Annotated in this window: 16 protein-coding genes; 9 read left to right on the top strand and 7 right to left on the bottom strand. The window is 70.6% G+C overall.

Features of this window, described 5'->3' with window-relative positions; translation table 11 throughout:
• Positions 1–55: 55 nt before the first annotated feature.
• On the bottom strand, positions 56–547 hold the full coding sequence (locus ACSU6M_RS16900) for a low molecular weight protein-tyrosine-phosphatase (protein WP_437070544.1): 492 nt from the start codon (positions 545–547) through the stop codon (positions 56–58).
• A gap of 6 nt (positions 548–553) precedes the next feature.
• Positions 554–931, bottom strand: a complete 378-nt coding sequence (locus ACSU6M_RS16895) for a phage holin family protein (protein ID WP_437070543.1) — start codon at positions 929–931, stop codon at positions 554–556.
• Positions 932–989: 58 nt separating this feature from the next.
• Here ACSU6M_RS16895 and ACSU6M_RS16890 point away from each other — a divergent pair, with 58 nt between their 5' ends.
• The 4 genes from ACSU6M_RS16890 to ACSU6M_RS16875 all read left to right on the top strand — a co-directional run bounded on the left by ACSU6M_RS16890 (position 990) and on the right by ACSU6M_RS16875 (position 3277).
• Positions 990–1307: a cupin domain-containing protein gene (locus tag ACSU6M_RS16890; RefSeq protein WP_437075186.1), complete on the top strand. Its 318-nt coding sequence runs from the start codon at positions 990–992 to the stop codon at positions 1305–1307.
• Between the two features lie 157 nt (positions 1308–1464).
• Positions 1465–1677: a DUF5326 family protein gene (locus tag ACSU6M_RS16885; protein ID WP_437070542.1), complete on the top strand. Its 213-nt coding sequence runs from the start codon at positions 1465–1467 to the stop codon at positions 1675–1677.
• A 203-nt stretch (positions 1678–1880) separates the two neighbouring features.
• Positions 1881–2741 (top strand): IclR family transcriptional regulator, encoded by an 861-nt coding sequence (locus ACSU6M_RS16880; protein ID WP_437070541.1) that lies wholly within the window; start codon positions 1881–1883, stop codon positions 2739–2741.
• A gap of 98 nt (positions 2742–2839) precedes the next feature.
• Positions 2840–3277, top strand: coding sequence for an SsgA family sporulation/cell division regulator (locus ACSU6M_RS16875; RefSeq protein WP_437070540.1), 438 nt, complete (start codon positions 2840–2842; stop codon positions 3275–3277).
• Between the two features lie 258 nt (positions 3278–3535).
• Here the strand turns inward: ACSU6M_RS16875 and ACSU6M_RS16870 are convergent, their stop codons facing one another.
• Positions 3536–5191: a YibE/F family protein gene (locus ACSU6M_RS16870; protein ID WP_437070539.1), complete on the bottom strand. Its 1656-nt coding sequence runs from the start codon at positions 5189–5191 to the stop codon at positions 3536–3538.
• A gap of 454 nt (positions 5192–5645) precedes the next feature.
• Here ACSU6M_RS16870 and thiC point away from each other — a divergent pair, with 454 nt between their 5' ends.
• On the top strand, positions 5646–7445 hold the full coding sequence (gene thiC, locus ACSU6M_RS16865) for a phosphomethylpyrimidine synthase ThiC (RefSeq protein WP_437070538.1): 1800 nt from the start codon (positions 5646–5648) through the stop codon (positions 7443–7445).
• A gap of 111 nt (positions 7446–7556) precedes the next feature.
• On the opposite strand, the gene ACSU6M_RS16860 is transcribed toward thiC, so the two are convergent.
• The 3 genes from ACSU6M_RS16860 to ACSU6M_RS16850 all read right to left on the bottom strand — a co-directional run bounded on the left by ACSU6M_RS16860 (position 7557) and on the right by ACSU6M_RS16850 (position 11203).
• Positions 7557–8423 carry a hypothetical protein gene (locus ACSU6M_RS16860; RefSeq protein ID WP_437070537.1) on the bottom strand — a complete coding sequence of 289 codons (867 nt, stop codon included), beginning with the start codon at positions 8421–8423 and terminating at the stop codon, positions 7557–7559.
• Positions 8424–8616: 193 nt separating this feature from the next.
• Positions 8617–9723, bottom strand: coding sequence for a metallophosphoesterase (locus tag ACSU6M_RS16855; protein ID WP_437070536.1), 1107 nt, complete (start codon positions 9721–9723; stop codon positions 8617–8619).
• 367 nt (positions 9724–10090) lie between these two features.
• On the bottom strand, positions 10091–11203 hold the full coding sequence (locus ACSU6M_RS16850) for a LacI family DNA-binding transcriptional regulator (protein WP_437070535.1): 1113 nt from the start codon (positions 11201–11203) through the stop codon (positions 10091–10093).
• Between the two features lie 463 nt (positions 11204–11666).
• On the opposite strand from ACSU6M_RS16850, the gene hisC reads away from it, so the two are divergent.
• Positions 11667–12746 (top strand): histidinol-phosphate transaminase, encoded by a 1080-nt coding sequence (hisC, locus tag ACSU6M_RS16845; protein ID WP_437070534.1) that lies wholly within the window; start codon positions 11667–11669, stop codon positions 12744–12746.
• A 194-nt stretch (positions 12747–12940) separates the two neighbouring features.
• On the opposite strand, the gene ACSU6M_RS16840 is transcribed toward hisC, so the two are convergent.
• Positions 12941–13336: a cyclophilin-like fold protein gene (locus ACSU6M_RS16840; protein WP_437070533.1), complete on the bottom strand. Its 396-nt coding sequence runs from the start codon at positions 13334–13336 to the stop codon at positions 12941–12943.
• Positions 13337–13544: 208 nt separating this feature from the next.
• On the opposite strand from ACSU6M_RS16840, the gene ACSU6M_RS16835 reads away from it, so the two are divergent.
• The 3 genes from ACSU6M_RS16835 (at position 13545) to cydD (ending at position 19715) form a co-directional block, all read left to right on the top strand.
• Positions 13545–15050: a cytochrome ubiquinol oxidase subunit I gene (locus ACSU6M_RS16835; RefSeq protein WP_437070532.1), complete on the top strand. Its 1506-nt coding sequence runs from the start codon at positions 13545–13547 to the stop codon at positions 15048–15050.
• Positions 15051–15070: 20 nt separating this feature from the next.
• Positions 15071–16078: a cytochrome d ubiquinol oxidase subunit II gene (gene cydB / locus ACSU6M_RS16830; protein ID WP_437070531.1), complete on the top strand. Its 1008-nt coding sequence runs from the start codon at positions 15071–15073 to the stop codon at positions 16076–16078.
• 61 nt (positions 16079–16139) lie between these two features.
• Positions 16140–19715 (top strand): thiol reductant ABC exporter subunit CydD, encoded by a 3576-nt coding sequence (gene cydD, locus ACSU6M_RS16825; protein ID WP_437070530.1) that lies wholly within the window; start codon positions 16140–16142, stop codon positions 19713–19715.
• Positions 19716–19848: the final 133 nt, after the last annotated feature.

Below are 19848 nucleotides of genomic sequence, written 5' to 3'. Positions count from 1 at the left end.
GAGCCCTCGCCCTCCGGCACCCGCCCCGCGTCCTCCGGCACCTGCCCCGCGTCCTTCATGCCGCCCGTCCCCCCAGATGCTCACGGACCGCGTCGAGCAGGCCGGTGCTCGCGGCCTCCACCATCTCCAGGCACTCCTCGAACCCGTCCATGCCCCCGTAGTACGGGTCGGGCACGTCGAGGTCGTCGCCGGCCGTTGGATCGTAGGAGCGCAGCAGCCGCACCTTCGCCGCGTCCTGCTCGCTGGGGGCGAGTCGTCGCAGGGCCTTGAGGTGGCCGGCGTCCAGGGCGATCACCAGGTCGAGCCGGGAGAACCAGGAGGGCTGGAACTGCCGGGCCGTGTGCTCACCGTCGTAGCCGTGCTCCTCCAGGATCGCCACTGTGCGCGGGTCGGCCGGATCACCCTCGTGCCAGCCGCCCGTGCCGGCGCTGTCGATCTCGACCTCGCTGTCCAGCCCGGCCTCCGCCACCCGCGCGCGGAAGACGGACTCGGCCATGGGCGAGCGGCAGATGTTGCCGGTGCACACGAAGCAGACGCGGTAGGTCATGGCCGCTCAGTCCTTGTCGGGCAGGACGACGTTGAGCGCCCAGGAGACGATGGAGATGATCAGACCGCCCACGACGGCCGTCCAGAAGCCCTCGACGTGGAAGCTCAGGTCGAGCTTGTCGGCCAGCCACGAGGTCAGCAGCAGCATCAGCGCGTTCACCACCAGGGTGAACAGCCCGAGCGTGAGGATCAGCAGCGGCAGGCTCAGCAGCTTCACCACCGGCTTGACCAGGAAGTTCACCAGGCCGAAGAGCAGCGCCACGAGCAGCAGCGTGCCGGCCTTCTTGCCGGTGCTCTCACCGGTCAGCGTGATCTTGTCCAGCAGCCATACGGCGACCGCCAGAGCGCCCGCGTTGGCGAGCGTCTTGACTAGGAAATTCATCATGTGTCTGATCGTGGCAGACGAGATCCGCTACGAGCAGGGGCGCGAGGGCAACAACGCGATGAAGGCATTCCGGTTGGACGAACTGGAGGCGGAGCGCGCCGCCAACGAAGGCGCCTACCTGCAGTTCCTGCGGGAGCGGAACATGTCGGTCGGTCTGTACGCGCTCAACGCCGGCGAACACGACCCCCAGCAGCCGCACCACCAGGACGAGGTGTACTTCGTCGTCAGCGGCCGCGCCTCGATCACCGTCGGCACGGAGACCACCCAGGTGGCGCGCGGCAGCGTCGTCTATGTGCCGGCCGGAGTGCCCCACAAGTTCCACCACATCAGCGAGGACCTGCGGGTCCTGGTGGTGTTCTCTCCGCCCGAGAGCTGAGCCGCGGACCCCCGATTCCCTAGGGGATCGGTCAGGGGAGGACAAGGGGTGCGAAGCCCCCGCCGGGCCCCCTTGCCGCCCTAGCATCGAGGGCAGGACATCAGGAACGACCGCAGGGCGAGCGCCGCCCCGCGGGACAGGAGAGAAGGGCGAGGCGATGCGAGAGATCTTCGCGGGACTGCCGTGGTGGGTGAAGTGGGTCGCGGTGCCGGTCATCGCCCTGGTCGTGTTCGGCGGGCTGATAGCGGGCATCGTCCACTTCGTGATCAGCCTGCTCTTCAAGGTGCTGGTCTTCGTGGCCCTGGTCGGCGGACTCATCTACGTCGTGCGGAAGTTCACGTCGAGTTCATCGGCGCGCGGCGACTGGTGACCCGTACGGGAGACCGGGGGCGGCAATAGGAACCACCGGTTCCCTCGGGGGAGGGAAGTTTTCCGGGCAGCCCGGCCAGGGGCGGTGACGGACCGTTAAAGTCCGGAACTCACGCGGGGACACCCCCGCGACCGCGAACACCCCCCGCACACCCTCTCCCGTGTTTCCCCGCACGGGCCGCACCCTCGCTTCGGGAGTGCCCCTTGGCCACGGTTGACACCACCCCCGCTGAACCCCACGCACCCCCCGCCTCTGCCGGGATCCTCACCAGGCCCCCCGAGCAGCCGACCCCGGCCGGAGCGCGCCCCGCGCACCCGGCGACGACCCTCATCAGCTCCGTGCAGCGGGCGATGCGCCTGCTGGAGTGCGCCGCAGGCCACGAGCACGGAGCCCCCGCCAAACAACTGGCCCGAGAGACGGGCCTGGCCCTGCCCACCGCCTACCACCTGCTGCGCACGCTGGTCCACGAGGGCTATCTGCGCCGGGACAAGGGGCTGTTCTTCCTGGGCGAGGCGGCGGAACGACTGAGTAGCAGCGCAGCACAGCAGAAACGTCGCAGCACGGTCATCGACGCCCTCGCGCAATGGCGTGATTCGATCGGTGTGCCGGTGTACTACGCGCAGTACCGCGACGGCGAGATCGAAGTCGTCTGCGTCTCGGACACCCCGGGCAATCCCGCCGTGGAGGAGTGGGCCGACTTCCGTGAGACCGGGCACGCCCATGCGATCGGGCAGTGCCTGCTCTCCCAGCTGGATCCGGACACCCGCCGCGATCACCTTGAGCGCTACCCGGTCCAGGCCATCACCCCCTACACCGTGCGTGACGAGGGGACATTGCTGCGCCGCCTCGACCGCGTGCAGCGCATGGCCCCGGTGGTCGAGCGTCAGGAGTACGCGCTGGGCACGGTCTGCGCGGCGATCCCGATCACGGTGGGTAGCACCGCAGCCACCATGGCGATCTCTCTGCCCGCCCAGCAGCAGAGCCGACTGCTCCCTGCGGCCCGGCAATTGCAAGGGGAGATCGGGCGCCTGCTGGGGTCGCTGGCGATCTCTATCAGTATCTGAAAACTCACTCCTTGTGATCTGGTGTGCACGTTGAGCAAGATGCCACCAGGATTCAGGGGTTCGTTCCCGGCCAATCGACGGCAAAGACGGGGTAGGCGATGCGCGAGTCGGTGCAGGCAGAAGTCATGATGAGCTTTCTCGTCTCCGAGGAGCTCTCCTTCCGGATCCCGGTGGAACTGCGCTACGAGACCTGTGATCCCTACGCCGTCCGGCTGACCTTCCATTTGCCCGGCGACGCGCCCGTCACCTGGGCCTTCGGACGGGAGCTGCTCATCGACGGCGTGGGCCGGCCGAGCGGCGAGGGGGACGTGCGGGTCGCGCCGGTCGAGCCCGAGTCGCTCGGCGAGGTGCTGATCCGGCTTCAGGTCGGCAGCGACCAAGCGCTGTTCCGCTCCTCCACGGCGCCTCTGGTGGCCTTCCTCGACCGCACCGACAAACTGGTGCCGCTCGGCCAGGAGACCGCGCTCGCCGACTTCGACGCCCACCTCGACGAGGCCCTGGACCGCATCCTGGCCGAGGAGCAGAGCGCGGGCTGAGGGGCTGCCGTGGATGCAGTGCCGTAACGCTTCACCAGGCGTGGCTGCGGCGTGCGCGTCCCTAGGGGAGGGCGGTGGCTCGGGGGCACGGTGAGCTGCGCGTCAGTGCTGGCTGGACGGGCCTCAGCGCTTGAGGCGACGAGGCTGCAGCGCCTGAGCGTCTCAGCGCCGCAGTGGCTCAGCGCCTCAGCGCCTCAGCGCCTCAGCGCCTCAGCGCCTCAGCGCCTCAGCGCGTTAGCGCCTTGTGGCGGTGGTGGCTCAGCGCTTGCGGCGGCGGCCCCGCCCGGAGCGGGCGGCGACGGGTGACGGGCCGCTCTGGGCCGGGGACGCGGAGGACAGCGCCGGGCGGTCGGCGGAGACCATCAGTGCGGCCAGCGCGGTCGTGACGGGAACCGACGCCACGAGGCCGATCGAGCCCACCAGGGTGCGCACGATCTCCTCGGCCACCAGCTCGCTGTTGGCGACCGCCCCCACACTGCTCTGCGCGATCGAGAAGAGCAGCAGCAGCGGCAGGGCGGCGCCCGCGTAGGCGAGCACGAGCGTGTTGACGACGGACGCGATGTGGTCGCGGCCGATACGGATGCCGGCGCGGTACAGGCCGCGCCAGCCCATCGTGGGGTTGGCGTCGTGCAGCTCCCAGACCGCCGAGGTCTGGGTGACCGTCACGTCGTCCAGCACACCGAGCGAGCCGATGATGACGCCTGCCAGCAGCAGACCGCTCATGTCGATCGACGGGTAGAGCCCATGGATCAGCCCGGTGTTGTCATCGGTGTTGCCGGTCAGGGCGGCCCAGTCGATGAACCACGAGCCGAGCACCCCGATCAGCAACAGCGAGATCAGTGTGCCGAGTACGGCCACCGATGTCCGTGCGGACAGACCATGACAGGCGTACAGCGCGATCAGCATGATGGCGCTCGCCCCGATGACCGCGACGACCAGCGGATTGGAGCCTTGCAGGATCGCGGGCAGGATGAAGAAGTTGAGCACCAGGAAACTGATGGCCAGCGCCACCAGCGCCATCACGCCGCGCATCCGGCCCACGAGCACGACGGCCAGCGCGAAGATCCCGGCGAGCACGCCCAGCGGCAGACGCCGGTTCACATCGGCTACCGAGTACTGCAGATCCCGCGGGGCCGAGGGCTCGTAGGCGACCACGACCTCCTGGCCCTCGTGCAGCTGCCGCGACTGGTCGGGCTGGACGATCTCGGTGAACGTCCGCCCCTTGTCCTTGCCGGAGTCGACCCGGATCGTGGCCCGCTTGCAGTCGCCGGTCTCCTGCTGCACCGCGGAGGAGCCCTCGGCGGTGGACGTGTCGCCGGTCGGGGGGACCCCCGAGGCGTTGACCGACTTGCAGCTCAGCCGCTCGATCCTGGTGACCGTCGCCTGTTCCGTCTGCCGGTCGAAACCCACACCGGTGCGCTCGTGCGGCGGCGCGCCGCCCGGCCACAGCACGGCGAGGCCCACGACGACCGCGGCGGCGAACGGGACGAGAATCGCCGCGATCACCCTGCGCAGGTGCCGGGAGACCGGCGTGGCCGGGCCATGACTGTGGCTGTGCCCGTGCCCCCCGGAACCACCGTCGTGCCCCCCGGAACCACCGTCGTGTCCGCCGGCTCCACTGCCGTGTCCGCCGCCATGTCCACCGGACCCGCCATCGTGCCCGCCGGACCCGCGGTCATGCCCGCCGGACCCGCCGCCGGGTCCACCGGATCCGCTGCCGTGCCCACCGGGCCAGCCACCGTGCCCGCCGCCATGTCCACCGGGCCCGCTGCCGTGCCCGCCGGGCCCGCTGCCACCCCCACCGTCGTGCCCGCCGGACCCGCTGCCGAACCCGCCACCGGTCCCACCACCCCGGCCACCACCGTGCCCCTGGTCGGAGCCTCCGGAGCCACCCCCATGCCGGCCGCTGAACACACGCCCCCCACCGGCCCCGGACCCTTGCCCGCCACCACGGGCCGCGCCACCCCCGCTGCCGTAGCCGGCGTCATCGGCGGGGTATCCCCGTCCGGGCCCGCCGCCGTATCCACCGCCGGAGGCACCCGCGCGGAGGCCGTTTCCGGGGCCCGAAGGGGCCCCGTCGGGGCGCGGTTCGTGCGGCGGGAACGGGGGCTGTTGTGTCGTGGTCACCGACCGATCATCGCAAGAACGGCAGGGCCCCCCTGTTCACCGCGCCCGAATTGACGCTAGCGTGGAGGCACGTTTGTACACGCGGGAGCTCGGAGCACCGGGCTGAGAGGGCGCTGACCTCCGTCTTCGCGATGTTTCACGTGGAACACGTGTCGTTCCCCACGAAACGCCGGAAGACGGTGACCGCTGCGTCGACCGCCGAACCTGTTACCGGGTAATGCCGGCGTAGGGAGTAGGTCTCATGACCAGCAAGGACGCACGCACGCCTGCCTCCACGCAGCCGCAGACCTCCGCGGTCTCGGACAGCAGCGAGAGCGGGAAGTCCATCGGATGGCACAAGGCGTATGTCGCGGGCTCTCGCCCCGACATGCGGGTGCCGGTCCGTCAGGTGCATCTCACCAATGGCCAGTCGGTCACCTTGTACGACACATCAGGCCCGTACACCGATCCAGCGCAGGAGACGGACGTCCGCAGGGGACTGCCGCCGTTGCGGGAGAACTGGATCATCGCTCGGGGCGACACCGAGGAGTACGCGGGCCGACCGGTCCGTCCCGAGGACGACGGGCTCAAGCACACCTCGCCGCGCGGCGGTCTGCGCAACCTGGACGCGGTCTTCCCGGGCCGCCCCCGGCAGCCGCGCCGGGGGCGTGGAGGGCAGGCGGTCACGCAGCTCGCGTATGCGCGCCGGGGCGAGATCACGCCGGAGATGGAGTTCGTGGCCATCAGGGAGAACGTTTCTCCTGAGGTGGTCCGCGAGGAGATCGCGGCGGGCCGCGCCGTGCTGCCGGCCAACGTCAACCACCCGGAGATCGAGCCGATGATCATCGGCAAGCGGTTCCTGGTGAAGGTCAACGCCAACATCGGCAACTCCGCGGTGACCTCCTCCATCGAGGAGGAGGTCGAGAAGATGACCTGGGCGACCCGCTGGGGCGCCGACACGGTCATGGACCTGTCCACCGGCCGCAACATCCACACCACCCGCGAGTGGGTGCTGCGCAACTCCCCCGTCCCCATCGGCACGGTGCCGCTCTACCAGGCGCTGGAGAAGGTCGACGGCAAGGCCGAGGAACTGACCTGGGAGATCTACAAGGACACGGTCATCGAGCAGGCCGAGCAGGGCGTGGACTACATGACGGTCCACGCGGGCGTCCGGCTGCCGTACGTGCCGCTGACCGCCAACCGCAAGACGGGCATCGTCTCGCGCGGCGGCTCGATCATGGCCGCGTGGTGCCTGGCGCACCACAAGGAGAGCTTCCTCTACGAGAACTTCGAGGAGCTCTGCGAGATCCTCGCGGCCTACGACATCACGTACTCCCTCGGCGACGGCCTGCGGCCGGGTTCGATCGCGGACGCCAACGACGAGGCGCAGTTCGCGGAGTTGAGGACGCTCGGTGAACTCAACCGGATCGCCAAGCGTTTCAACGTGCAGACGATGATCGAGGGCCCCGGTCACGTCCCGATGCACAAGATCAAGGAGAACATCGACCTTCAGCAGGAGATCTGTGATGAAGCTCCGTTCTATACGCTCGGCCCGCTGACGACGGACATCGCTCCGGCGTACGACCACATCACCTCCGGCATCGGCGCCGCGATGATCGCCTGGTGGGGCACGGCCATGCTCTGCTACGTCACGCCCAAGGAGCACCTGGGCCTGCCCAACCGGGACGATGTGAAGACCGGCGTCATCACCTACAAGATCGCCGCTCACGCCGCCGACCTCGCCAAGGGTCACCCCGGCGCCCAGGAGTGGGACGACGCCCTGTCCGACGCCCGCTTCGAGTTCCGCTGGGAGGACCAGTTCAACCTGGCCCTCGACCCGGACACAGCCCGGGAGTTCCACGACGAGACCCTCCCGGCCGAGCCCGCCAAGACGGCGCACTTCTGCTCCATGTGCGGGCCGAAGTTCTGCTCGATGAAGATCTCCCAGGACATCCGCCGTGAGCACGGAAGCACCAAGGCGGAGATCGAGGAGGGCATGGCCGAGAAGTCCAAGGAGTTCGCGGCCGCGGGCAACCGGGTCTATCTGCCGATCGCGGACTGACCCCGTCCGGCCGTCCGGCTTGCGCTCCCCTGGTGGGGGCGCAGGCCGTGGGGCGGGGACGTGGGGTTCGTGTGCTCTCTGACGGGGGGGCCGGGGCGGTCTGGTGGTGGGTCAGTCCGGTTGGTGGTCGGGGCCGCCGAAGTCGGGGCTGCTGAAGTCCGGGCTGGTGTAGCTCGGGCGGGGGCCGGCTGCTGGTCCCTCGCCGGGGCTGGTGAAGCCGGGGCGGTCGTAGCCGAGGTGGGGGATCCGGTTCGTCGGTGCGGGTGGGGTCGTGCTGGGCAGGGTGACCGGGCTGGACGCGGCGAGCGCGTCGCGTAGGAAGGGCAGGATGCCGCGCTCCAGCAGGGCTTCCTGCCATGCCTGCCTGGCCTGGTCCAGCTCGCCGCCCGGTGCGCCGTACGGGCCCGGTTCCCGTGAGGGTTTGTTGCGCAGTGCGGTGAGCAGCAGGCCGACGGCGGCGACCAGGATCGCCACGGCGGTCACCGCGCCGAACACCCAGCCGGTCGTGAGCAGGGTGTCGGCGAAGGACCGGTCGGGATTCAGCATCTTCAGGAGGTAACCGACGAGCAGAAAGATGATCGCCGCGGTTCCGGCGAGGACCGGTGCGAGGACGGCGACGACGGCGACGGCCCCCGCCCCGGCGGTCTCGCCGACCTCGCTCATGGTGGAGGCGAGCCCCACCGTGCCGGTGCCCGGCTCGGCCGAGCCGGACTCGCGTACGGACGACGTGGTGGCGGGCGTGGGGCGGCGCAGTTCCTCGCGGACCTTCACATAGTGCTGGTACTCGGTGGCCGCGGCGGCGGCGATGAGTGCGGTGGCGCCCATCGCCATGGTGCGCAGTTGTTCGGGGTTGAGCCGCTGACCGACAGCGGCCAGTTCCGGACGGTGTGGGGCGGAGCGCAGCGCCTCATCGAGGATCCGCTCGAATTCCCGGCGGTCCTCGCTCAGCAGGTGCTGCGGAACGCTGTTCATCTGCATCCCCCGATGCTCCGTAGGGCTTGGGGCTCGCACGCTGACGAGCCGTCGGGCAGAAACGGAGGGGAGCCTGCTACGGATAAGCCGATGGTAGAGCGGTTACGGCTCACGGTGACAGGGGGTTTGCAGAAATTGGGCCCTGGCCTGCGCGGTCACCGTGCGGGCGGGCGGCGGGGGACGCCTGCCCGGTGAACGCTCACTTGTCCAGGGGGAGTTGCTGCACCAGCAGCTTTCCGGCCATGGTCACGCCGCCGTCCATGGCGATGGCGAGGCCGCCGGCGTAGACGTGCGGTCCTTCGACCGTGGGGCCGGAGGTGTCCTCGCCGTCCTCGGAGCCGACCTCGCCGAGGAGGTAGGGGATGGGGCTGTGGCCGTGGACGATGCGGGTGCCGCCGTAGGTGTCGAGAAGGGATCGCACGGCGTCGGCGCCGCCCTCGTCGCGGAAGGAGAACCGCTTGGTGAACTTGCGGAAGAGGTCCCAGACCTCGTCGGCGTCGTTGCGGGTGAGGGTCTCGCGGACCGTGTCGTTGACTTCCTCGATGGAGTGGCCGTAGTCCAGATAGGCGGTGGTGTCGGAGTGGACGAGCAGATGGCCGTCGACCTCCTCAAGGGCGTCGAGGCGGGACATCCACTGCAGATGGTGGTCCTGGAGACGGTCCATGTCGGTCTTCTGGCCGCCGTTGAGCAGCCAGGCCGCCTGGAAGGTGGCGGTGCCCGCGCCGGAGTTGACGGGGGTGTCGCCGAACCGCTTGGCGCCGATGAGCAGCAGCTCGTGGTTGCCCATGAGGGCCTTGCAGTACCCGCCGGCCGCGGCGGCCTCGGCGGACAGCCGCATCACGAGGTCGATGACGCCGATGCCGTCCGGGCCGCGGTCGGTGAAGTCACCGAGGAACCACAGCCGGGCGGTGCCCGCGCACCAGTGACCGGCGGCGTCGATCAGGCCCTTCTCCTGGAGGGCGGCGACCAGTTGATCGAGGTAGCCGTGCACGTCGCCGACCACGAACAGCGGGCCGGGTCCGGTGGCGGGCCGTTCGACCGGAGCGGGGGCGGGGGTGGGTTCGACCGTGACCTGAAGTGTGTCACCCCGATTGATGACAGGCAGATCGCGCTGAGTGGGGGTGTACCCCTCCGGGTAGTCGAGCGGTTCCGCGACGGGGCCGGGGGCCTCGACGGGGTGGGCGCCCTGGGCGGCGTACGGGCCGGTCTCATGGACGTAAGCGGGCACCCGGAAGTCGCGCAACGTCGCCGTCCGCTCCACCTCGGGTCCCTGACCGGCCCCCTGAGTCATCGACCCCTCCACCATCGCGCCGCATCTGCACCGATCGGACTGCCTGGTCGCAGCGGCCCGTGGTGCCGTGGGCCCATCATAGGAATGCGGATCGTGCCATGTGATGACCCAGGGGTGGTGAATCGGAGCAGGACTCCGGTTCACCGCGGCTTTCGCCCCGATTGGGCCGGGCTTCGCCCGAGCCGCCGCCGACCGGCAGAGGAGGGCGCGGGGGCATGGCGGGCCCGGCGCTCACATGGTCACCGGCAGACAGCAACCCCCGCCACCGTGCCGAGCCCCGGACCCGCGCCGGTCCTGCCGTACCCCCGTGCCCTGCCCCCGTACCGGTTTCGCCCTTCCCGAGCCGGGCCTCGCGGCATCGGCCGGCCCGCGCGGGCAGGTGTCAGCCCTCCTCCGGGGAGCGGGGCGGACTGACGGTCCGGCGGGCGGGGCGGCGCTGCGAGGAGGTGCGCACGATCAGTTCGGTCGGTATCACCTGCTCGACCGGCTGGTCCGACTCGACGCCCTCGATGGCGTCGATGAGGAGCTGGACCACGGCCGTGCCGATGCGGCGCGGCTTCAGGGACAGCGTGGTGATGGGCGGCTCGGTGTTGGCGTACACCGTGGACTCGCTGCAGCAGACCAGGAGCAGGTCCTCGGGCACGCGCAGTCCGTAGCGGCGGGCGGCGGCGAGCAGGTCGGTGCCGTTGGGGTCGAACAGTCCGTAGACCGCGTCGGGGCGGTCGGGGCGGGCGAGCAGCCGGTCGGCGGCGACGGCGCCCGCGCACGGGTCGTGCGCCGGGTATGCCTCGTACACCGGGTCCTGCCCGACGCGTTCGCACCAGCGCAGATAGGCGGTGGTCGACAGGTGGGTGTAGGTGTCCGTGGTGGTGCCGGTCAGCAGGCCGATGCGGCGGGCTCCGGCGTCGGCGAGGTGGTCGAGGATGCCGAGGACGGCGGCCTCGTGGTCGTTGTCCACCCAGGCGGTGACGGGCAGCGAGCCCGCCGGGCGGCCGTCGGACACGACCGGTAAACCCTGCCGGACCAGCTCGCTGACCACCGGGTCCTGGTCGGAGGGGTCGATGACGACCGTGCCGTCCAGGGCCACGTTGGACCAGACGTCGTGACGGGAGGTCGCGGGGAGGATGACCAGGGCGTAGCCGCGGGCCAGCGCGGCGGAGGTGGCGGCGCGGGCCATCTCGGCGAAGTAGGCGAACTCGGTGAAGGTGAAAGGTTCATCCCCGTACGTCGTCACGGTCAGGCCGATGAGTCCCGACTTGCCGGTACGGAGGGTCCGGGCGGCGGCCGAGGGGCGGTAGCCCAGCCGGTCGGCGACCTCGCGGACATGGCGGCGGGTGGCGTCCGGGAGCCGGCCCTTGCCGTTGAGGGCGTCGGAGACGGTTGTGATGGAGACTCCGGCGGCGGCGGCCACATCTCTGATGCCTGCCCGTCCCGGCCGGCTGCCTCGCCGTGAGGTTTCCGCGCGGCTCACCTGGTGCTTCCCTGCTGCTGTCATGGCGTGCCGATAGTAGGGCTCCGGCAGTGGGGTAGTGCGGACGCATATGCACCCGTTGACAGGCACGTTTCTGCAAGGCTGAGAGGGGCTAATTCCCTTGGAAAGCAAGGCAGTTGGGGCGCTTTGCTGTGGTACCTGGCTTGTCGGCGCGCACGCACCTGCCAAGTGCCCGATGTTTCGAAGAGGTCTCAACTCACCTTCACGGGGGACGCGCGCCACGGCGCGTGCCACCGGCGCATAGATATATGTAGGGTGCGCCCCCGATTCATGCGCCTTCATGCTGCGATGCCCCTGTTGTCAGTGGGGCTGGTGGGACCATCGTCGTCCGCGCCCGACGCAGGTGCCGCTCCGGGTCAGGTGGTGTGCGCCGACCCATACGCAGGCGGGCCGAATCCTCTTAAGGTGAGAAGCATTGGAAGCCGGCGGTGCTGACGGCCCGCCGGTGATCGCGAGGAGGACTGTGGTGAGCGAGACGAGCCCGAAGCTGCGCGCCGAGCTGGAGGGTATCCCCACCTACAAGCCGGGCAAGCCCGCCGCGGCCGGGGGGCCGGTGGCGTACAAGCTGTCCTCCAACGAGAACCCCTATCCCCCGCTGCCCGGCGTCATGGAGAGCGTGACCGCGGCGGCGGCGTCCTTCAACCGCTACCCGGACATGGCCTGCACGGGGCTGATGGAGGAGCTGGCCGAGCGCTTCGGTGTGCCGGTCTCCCACCTGGCGACCGGCACCGGTTCGGTCGGTGTCGCCCAGCAGCTGCTCCAGGCCACCTCCGGTCCGGGCGACGAGGTGATCTACGCCTGGCGGTCCTTCGAGGCGTACCCGATCATCACCCAGATCAGCGGGGCGACCTCGGTGAAGGTGCCGCTGACCGCGGGCGATGTGCACGACCTGGACGCGATGGCCGACGCCATCACCGACCGCACGCGGCTGATCTTCGTCTGCAACCCCAACAACCCGACCGGCACAGCCGTGCGCCGGGCCGAGCTGGAGCGGTTCCTGGACCGGGTGCCGGGCGATGTGCTGGTGGTGCTGGACGAGGCGTACCGCGAGTTCGTCCGGGACGCGGAGGTGCCCGACGGCGTGGAGCTCTACCGCGACCGGCCGAACGTCTGTGTGCTGCGGACCTTCTCCAAGGCGTACGGGCTCGCCGGGCTGCGCGTCGGTTTCGCGATCGCCCATGAGCCGGTCGCCGCGGCGCTGCGCAAGACGGCCGTCCCGTTCGGGGTCAGCCAGCTCGCGCAGGACGCGGCCGTCGCCTCGCTGCGGGCGGAGGACGAGCTGCTCGGCCGGGTGGGCTCGCTGGTGTGCGAGCGCACGCGTGTGGTCGACACGCTGCGGTCCCAGGGCTGGACGGTGCCCGACACCCAGGCCAACTTCGTATGGCTGCGGCTGGGGGAGCGTACGGCGGCGTTCGCGGCGGCGTGTGAGCAGGCGGGGGCCGTGGTGCGACCGTTCCCCGGCGAGGGTGTGCGGGTCACGGTCGGCGAGACCGAGGCGAACGACATCTTCCTGAAGACGGCGGAGGTCTTCCGCAAGGAGTCCTGAGCGGGCCGGAAGAGAGTCCTGAGGGTCCTGTAGGGATTCAGGAGGTCCTTAGCCTCGCATCGGAGGCCCTGTGCCTCACGTCGGCGAGGTCCTGGGCCTCACGTCGGAGACCTTTACCTCAAGGAGGAGCCCGGAAGGGCTCGGTCAAGGCTGTGCGCGGAGCCGTCACCCGTCCCCGAGCTGAAGGGGACCGGTCACGGCTCCGCGTGTTCCACCCGGATCGGGTCGCCGTCGCGCACCGTCGCGAGCAGGCGGGGGTCGCCGTCCACACGGCCGAGGACGTTGCACGGGCTGGCGAGGCGGCATTCGTCACCGCGTGAGATCGGCGTCGGCCCGTAGGGGAGCGCGAGGGCGTCGCCGTCGGTCCAGAAGGCGACCGTGCCGGGCTCGACGACCTGCCGGGCGTCGGTTTCACGTGAAACGGAGACGCCCGTGTCGAAGTAGACCTCCTCGCCCCAGGTGCGGGCGGTGGAGGTGAAGGGCAGCGCCTTTTCGAGGGCCTGGGTGGTCGGGGTGCGGTCGAGGGTCGCGGTGAGATGACCCGCGGGCCAGGAGATCCGTATGCGCGTGGATGAGTGTTGCGTCTGCATGGCGCGCAATTCAACAAGACGTTGAAGTTCCTGCCAAGAGGGTGACGGCGAGGCCAAGGAGGGACCCCCCTGTCCGGGCCGAAAATCAGTGCGTCATAATTGCTTGTGAATGTGAACGCGTTCACAAGCGTGTCCTGGTTGCTCCGTGATGTGCGGGACATAAGGGGCAGACTGCCGCTCGGTCCACGGCGAGTAAGGAGACCACGACGTGGAATTGGCTTTGGCGCCGGAGACTTTGGCGCGTTGGCAGTTCGGCATCACCACCGTCTATCACTTTCTGTTCGTCCCGCTGACGATCTCGCTCGCCGCGCTCACCGCCGGCCTGCAGACGGCGTGGGTGCGTACGGAGAAGGAGAAGTACCTCAAGGCGACCAAGTTCTGGGGCAAGCTCTTCCTGATCAACATCGCCATGGGTGTCGTCACCGGCATCGTGCAGGAGTTCCAGTTCGGCATGAACTGGTCCGACTACTCGCGGTTCGTCGGTGACATCTTCGGCGCCCCCCTCGCCTTCGAGGCGCTGATCGCCTTCTTCTTCGAGTCGACCTTCATCGGCTTGTGGATCTTCGGCTGGGACAAGCTGCCCAAGAAGATCCACCTGGCCTGCATATGGATGGTCTCGATCGGCACCCTGCTGTCGGCGTACTTCATCCTGGCGGCGAACTCGTGGATGCAGCACCCGGTCGGCTACCGGATCAACGAGGAGAAGGGCCGGGCCGAGCTCACCGACTTCTGGCTGGTGCTCACCCAGAACACCACGCTCAACCAGGTCTTCCACAGCTTCTCGGCCGCCTTCCTCACCGGTGGCGCCTTCATGGTCGGCATCGCCGCCTTCCACCTGATGCGCAAGAAGCACATCCCGGTGATGCGGACCTCGCTGCGCCTCGGCCTGGTCACGCTGGCGGTCGGCGGTCTGTTCACCGCCATCAGCGGCGACACCCTCGGCAAGGTCATGTACGAGCAGCAGCCGATGAAGATGGCCGCCGCCGAGGCGCTGTGGGACGGCGAGGAGCCGGCGCCGTTCTCCGTGTTCGCCTACGGGGACGTCGACAAGGGACACAACACGGTCGCCCTGGAGATCCCCGGCCTGCTGTCCTTCCTCGCGCACAGCGACTTCGAGTCGTATGTGCCCGGCATCAACGACACCAACGAGGCCCTGCAGAAGCAGTTCGGGCCCGGCGACTACAAGCCCATCGTCCCGGTCGCCTACTGGGGCTTCCGCTGGATGATCGGCTTCGGCATGGCCTCGCTGGGCCTCGGCCTGCTGGGGCTGTGGCTGACCCGCAAGAAGTTCATGCTCCCGGCCGCCCACCGCACCGGCGAGGACGAGGTGCCGCGGCTGGTGCTGCTGAAGAAGCCGCTCGGCTCGAAGCTCACCCGGCTGTACTGGCTGCTGGCGCTGTGGACCATGGGCTTCCCGCTGATCGCCAACGCCTGGGGATGGATCTTCACCGAGATGGGCCGCCAGCCGTGGGTCGTCTACGGCGTGCTCCAGACCCGCGACGCGGTCTCCCCCGGTGTCTCCACGGGCGAAGTGCTCACCTCGATGATCGTCTTCACCGTGCTGTACGCCACCCTCGCCGTGATCGAGGTCAGGCTGCTGGCGAAGTACGTCAAGGCCGGGCCGCCCGAGCTGACCGAGGCCGACCTCAACCCGCCCACGAAGATCGGCGGCGACTCCCGTGACGCCGACAAGCCGATGGCCTTCTCGTACTAGGCCGAGGGAGCTGCACAGTCATGGAACTGCACGACGTCTGGTTCGTCCTGATCGCCGTCCTGTGGACCGGCTACTTCTTCCTGGAGGGCTTCGACTTCGGGGTCGGCGTCCTCACCAAGCTGCTGGCCCGCAACCGGCTGGAGAAGCGGGTGCTGATCAACACGATCGGTCCCGTCTGGGACGGCAACGAGGTCTGGCTCCTCACGGCGGGCGGCGCGACCTTCGCCGCCTTCCCGGAGTGGTACGCCACCCTCTTCTCCGGCTTCTATCTGCCGCTGCTGACCGTCCTGGTCTGCCTGATCGTGCGGGGCGTGGCCTTCGAGTACCGGGTCAAGCGGCCCGAGGAGAACTGGCAGCGCAACTGGGAGACCGCGATCTTCTGGTGCTCGCTGATCCCCGCGTTCCTGTGGGGTGTCGTCTTCGGCAACATCGCGCGCGGCGTGGAGATCGACGCCGGGTTCGAGTACACCGGCGGCGTCCTCGACCTGCTCAACCCGTACGCGGTCCTCGGCGGCCTCGTCACCCTCACGCTGTTCACCTTCCACGGCGCGGTCTTCACGGCGCTGAAGACCGTCGGCGAGATCCGTGAGCGGGCCCGTGCGCTGGCCTTCAAGGTCGGTCTCGCGAGCGCTGTGCTCGCGCTGGGCTTCCTGCTGTGGACGCAGTTCGACAGCGGCGACGGCAAGAGCCTGGTCGCGGTGATCGTGGCGGTCGCCGCGCTGGTCGCCGCGCTCGTGGCGATCCGGGCCGGGCGGGAGGGATGGTCGTTCGCTCTGTCCGGTGTCACCATCGTGGCCGCCGTGGCGGTGCTCTTCCTGTCCCTCTTCCCGAACGTCATGCCGTCCTCGCTCGACGACGACTGGAGCCTGACGGTCACCAACGCCTCGTCGAGCCCGTACACCCTGAAAATCATGACGTGGCTCGCGGTCATCGCCATGCCGGTCGTTCTGCTCTACCAGGGGTGGACGTACTGGGTGTTCCGTAAACGGATCGGCACGCAGCACATCGCTGTCGAAGCCGCGCACTGAGTCCGACCGGGAGGGTGTTTCACGTGAAACAGCGTCGAGCACCCTCCCTGGACCGAAGGGCATGTTTCACGTGAAACCGATCGATCCCCGCCTCCTCCGCTACGCCCGTGCCACCCGGCTGTTCCTGGCGGCGGTCGTCGCCCTGGGCGCCGTGGGGGCGGGGCTCGTCGTCGCCCAGGCGATGCTGATCGCCGAGATCGTGGTCGGTGCCTTCCAGCGCGGGCTGTCGGTCGGTGAGCTGCGCACTCCCCTGCTGCTGCTCGGGGCGGTCGCGGTCGGCCGGGCGGTGGTCGGATGGCTCACCGAGCTCGCGGCGCACCGGGCCAGCGCCTCCGTGAAGTCGGAGCTGCGGGGGCGGCTGCTGGAGCGTGCGGGCCGGCTCGGGCCGGGCTGGCTCAGCGGGCAGCGGACCGGATCGCTGGTCGCGCTCGCCACGCGCGGCGTGGACGCGCTCGACGACTACTTCTCACGGTATCTGCCGCAGCTGGGTCTGGCGGTGGTGGTGCCGGTGGCGGTGCTGGCGCGGATCGTCACCGAGGACTGGGTGTCCGCCGCGATCATCGCCGGCACGCTGCCGCTGATCCCCGTCTTCATGATCCTCATCGGCTGGGCCACACAGGCGCGGATGGACCGTCAGTGGCGGCTGCTGTCCCGGCTCTCCGGGCACTTCCTGGACGTGGTCGCGGGTCTGCCGACGCTGAAGGTGTTCGGGCGGGCCAAGGCTCAGGCCGAGTCGATCCGGCGGATCACCGGTGAGTACCGCCGGGCGACCATGCGGACCCTGCGCATCGCCTTCCTCTCCTCCTTCGCCCTGGAACTGCTCGCGACCATCTCGGTCGCCCTGGTCGCGGTCACGATCGGGATGCGGCTCGTCCACGGCGACATGGATCTCTCCACCGGGCTGGTCATCCTGGTGCTCGCCCCCGAGGCATATCTGCCGCTGCGGCAGGTGGGCGCGCAGTACCACGCGGCGGCGGAGGGGCTTGCGGCGGCCGAGGAGATCTTCGAGGTCCTGGAGACGCCCGTACCGGCCTCGGGGACCGGCCCGGTGCCCACCGGGGCGCTCTCGCTCGCCTTCGACGGCGTCACGGTCCGCTACCCCGGACGGTCCCGGAACGCCGTCACGGACACCTCCTTCACCGTCGAGCCCGGCGAGACGGTCGCGCTCGTCGGGCCCAGCGGCGCGGGCAAGTCCACATTGCTCAGTGTGCTGCTCGGCTTCGTCCGGCCGACCGCCGGGCAGGTGCGGATCGGCGGCACGGATCTCGCCGACGTCGATCTGGAGCAGTGGCGCTCGCGAGTGGCGTGGGTACCGCAGCGGCCGCATCTGTTCGCCGGGACGATCGCGGAGAACGTCCGGCTCGCCCGGCCCGACGCGGACGACACGGCCGTACGGCAGGCCCTTCGGGAGGCCGGCGCGCTGGAGTTTGTGGACGCGCTGCCGCGGGGTGCCGACACCGCGCTCGGGGAGGACGGCGCCGGACTCTCGGCCGGGCAGCGGCAGCGCCTCGCGCTGGCCCGGGCCTTCCTCGCCGACCGGCCCGTGCTGCTCCTCGACGAGCCGACGGCCGCGCTGGACGGAGAGACCGAGGCCGAGGTCGTGGCCGCGGTCCGGCGGCTGGCGGCCGGGCGTACGGTCCTGCTGGTCGTCCACCGCCCGGCGCTGCTGACGGTGGCGGAGCGGGTGATCCGGCTGGAGGCGACGGAACAAGCGGCCGACGCGGGGCCGCAGACGCGCCCGTCGGGCGATGTCGATCATCCGTCGCGTGCCGGGGAGACGGCGGCGATGGAGGCGGACGAGCGGAGGACCCCGGACGCCACCACCACGGACCACGCCGACTCCGGCGAGGAGGCCGTCGCCTCCGACACCGCGCCCGAGCAGGCACGCGCCGATGTCCTCACCCGCGTCCGCGCCCTGTCCGCGCCCCGGCGCGGGCGGCTGATGCTGGCCCTGCTGCTGGGCAGCCTCTCGCTGGGCAGTGCCGTGGGGCTGATGGCGACCTCCGGGTGGCTCATCTCGCGGGCGTCGCAGCAGCCGCCGGTGCTGTATCTGATGGTGGCCGTGACGGCGACGCGGGCGTTCGGGATCGGCCGGGCCGTGTTCCGCTACGCCGAGCGGCTCGTGGGACATGACGCCGTGCTGCGGATGCTGGCCGACACCCGCGTGGCGGTGTACCGGCGCCTGGAGCGGCTGGCGCCGGCCGGGCTGCGCGAGGCGCGCCGCGGCGATCTGCTCAGCCGTCTGGTCGCGGACGTGGACGCGTTGCAGGACTACTGGCTGCGCTGGCTGCTGCCCGCCGGAGCGGCGGCGCTGGTGTCGGCCGGGTCCGTCGCGTTCACGGCGTGGCTGCTGCCCGAGGCGGGCGCGGTGCTCGCGGTCGGGCTGCTGGCGGCCGGCGTCGGTGTCCCGCTGATCACGGGCGCGGTGGCTCGACGCGCCGAACGCCGGCTCGCGCCCGCCCGAGGTGTGCTCGCCACGCGCGTGGCCGACCTGCTCACCGGCACCGCGGAACTCACCGTCGCCGGCGCCCTGCCCGCCCGTACCGCCCAGGCGCAGAGCGCGGACGCCGAGCTCACCCGGATCGCCTCACGCACCGCCACCGCGACCGCGCTCGGCGACGGACTCACCGCCCTGGTCAGCGGGCTGACGGTGGCCGGAGCCGCCCTCGTCGGCGCCCAGGCGGTGGCCGCCGGACGGCTGAGCGGTGTGGCCCTGGCCGCCGTCGTCCTGACCCCGCTGGCCGCCTTCGAGGCCGTCCTCGGACTGCCGCTCGCCGTGCAGTTCCGCCAGCGGGTGCGCAAGAGCGCCGAGCGGGTGTACGAGGTGCTGGACGCCCCCGAGCCGGTGCGCGAGCCGGAGCAGCCGCGGCAGGCGCCCGCTTCGCCGTTCCCGCTGGTCGTCAAGGACCTCACCGCCCGTTACGCCGGGCAGGAGGAGGCGGCTCTGGCCGGGCTGGAGCTGCGGCTGGAGCGGGGGCGCCGGGTCGCCGTCGTCGGCCCGTCGGGGTCGGGCAAGAGCACGCTGGCGCAGGTGCTGCTGCGCTTCCTGGACGCCGAGGCGGGCGCGTACACGCTGGGCGGCGTGGACGCCGACGCCCTGGACGGGGACGACGTACGGCGGCTGGTCGGGCTGTGCGCGCAGGACGCGCACCTCTTCGACAGCTCCGTGCGGGAGAACCTGCTGCTGGCCCGGCGCGAGGCGACCGACACCGAGCTGCGGGACGCGCTGGGCCGGGTCCGGCTGCTGGACTGGGTGGAGAGCCTGCCCGACGGCCTCGACACGCTCGTGGGCGAGCACGGGGCGCGGCTGTCCGGAGGGCAGCGGCAGCGGCTGGCGTTGGCCCGCGCGCTGCTCGCCGACTTCCCGGTGCTGGTCCTCGACGAGCCCGCCGAGCATCTGGACCTGCCCACGGCCGACGCGCTCACCGCCGATCTGCTGGCCGCGACCGAGGGCCGTACGACGCTGCTGATCACGCACCGGCTGGCCGGACTGACCGGCGTCGACGAGGTGATCGTGCTGGACCGCGGACGGGTCGTGCAGCGGGGTGGCTTCGCCGAACTGGCCGCCGTGGAGGGGCCGCTGCGGGACATGGTGGCGCGCGAGGCGGAGGCGGAGGATCTGGTGCCGGCGGGATAGGCGGGGCCGAGGGCCCGGCGGCGACTGCCGGCACGGCCGGGGCGGCGGGGTGAGCGCGAGGTGGCGTGGCAGCCCTCGCCCGGATGTGACGCGGAGTTGACGTCCCGGCACCCGTTCGCAGCAACCCTTCCCC

This window comes from Streptomyces sp. enrichment culture (genome assembly GCF_964272895.1).
Classification (GTDB): domain Bacteria; phylum Actinomycetota; class Actinomycetes; order Streptomycetales; family Streptomycetaceae; genus Streptomyces.
This window is presented reverse-complemented; position numbering and strand designations above follow the sequence as displayed.

What these genes read in the sequence shown, in the direction of transcription:
- ACSU6M_RS16900 (WP_437070544.1), bottom strand. Translation starts at nt 547, where the DNA reads ATGACCTACCGCGTCTGCTTCGTGTGCACCGGCAACATCTGCCGCTCG.
- ACSU6M_RS16895 (WP_437070543.1), bottom strand. Translation starts at nt 931, where the DNA reads ATGATGAATTTCCTAGTCAAGACGCTCGCCAACGCGGGCGCTCTGGCG.
- ACSU6M_RS16890 (WP_437075186.1), top strand. Translation starts at nt 990, where the DNA reads ATGAAGGCATTCCGGTTGGACGAACTGGAGGCGGAGCGCGCCGCCAAC.
- ACSU6M_RS16885 (WP_437070542.1), top strand. Translation starts at nt 1,465, where the DNA reads ATGCGAGAGATCTTCGCGGGACTGCCGTGGTGGGTGAAGTGGGTCGCG.
- ACSU6M_RS16875 (WP_437070540.1), top strand. Translation starts at nt 2,840, where the DNA reads ATGCGCGAGTCGGTGCAGGCAGAAGTCATGATGAGCTTTCTCGTCTCC.
- thiC (WP_437070538.1), top strand. Translation starts at nt 5,646, where the DNA reads ATGACCAGCAAGGACGCACGCACGCCTGCCTCCACGCAGCCGCAGACC.
- ACSU6M_RS16860 (WP_437070537.1), bottom strand. Translation starts at nt 8,423, where the DNA reads ATGCAGATGAACAGCGTTCCGCAGCACCTGCTGAGCGAGGACCGCCGG.
- ACSU6M_RS16855 (WP_437070536.1), bottom strand. Translation starts at nt 9,723, where the DNA reads ATGGTGGAGGGGTCGATGACTCAGGGGGCCGGTCAGGGACCCGAGGTG.
- ACSU6M_RS16850 (WP_437070535.1), bottom strand. Translation starts at nt 11,203, where the DNA reads ATGACAGCAGCAGGGAAGCACCAGGTGAGCCGCGCGGAAACCTCACGG.
- ACSU6M_RS16840 (WP_437070533.1), bottom strand. Translation starts at nt 13,336, where the DNA reads ATGCAGACGCAACACTCATCCACGCGCATACGGATCTCCTGGCCCGCG.
- cydB (WP_437070531.1), top strand. Translation starts at nt 15,071, where the DNA reads ATGGAACTGCACGACGTCTGGTTCGTCCTGATCGCCGTCCTGTGGACC.
- cydD (WP_437070530.1), top strand. Translation starts at nt 16,140, where the DNA reads ATGTTTCACGTGAAACCGATCGATCCCCGCCTCCTCCGCTACGCCCGT.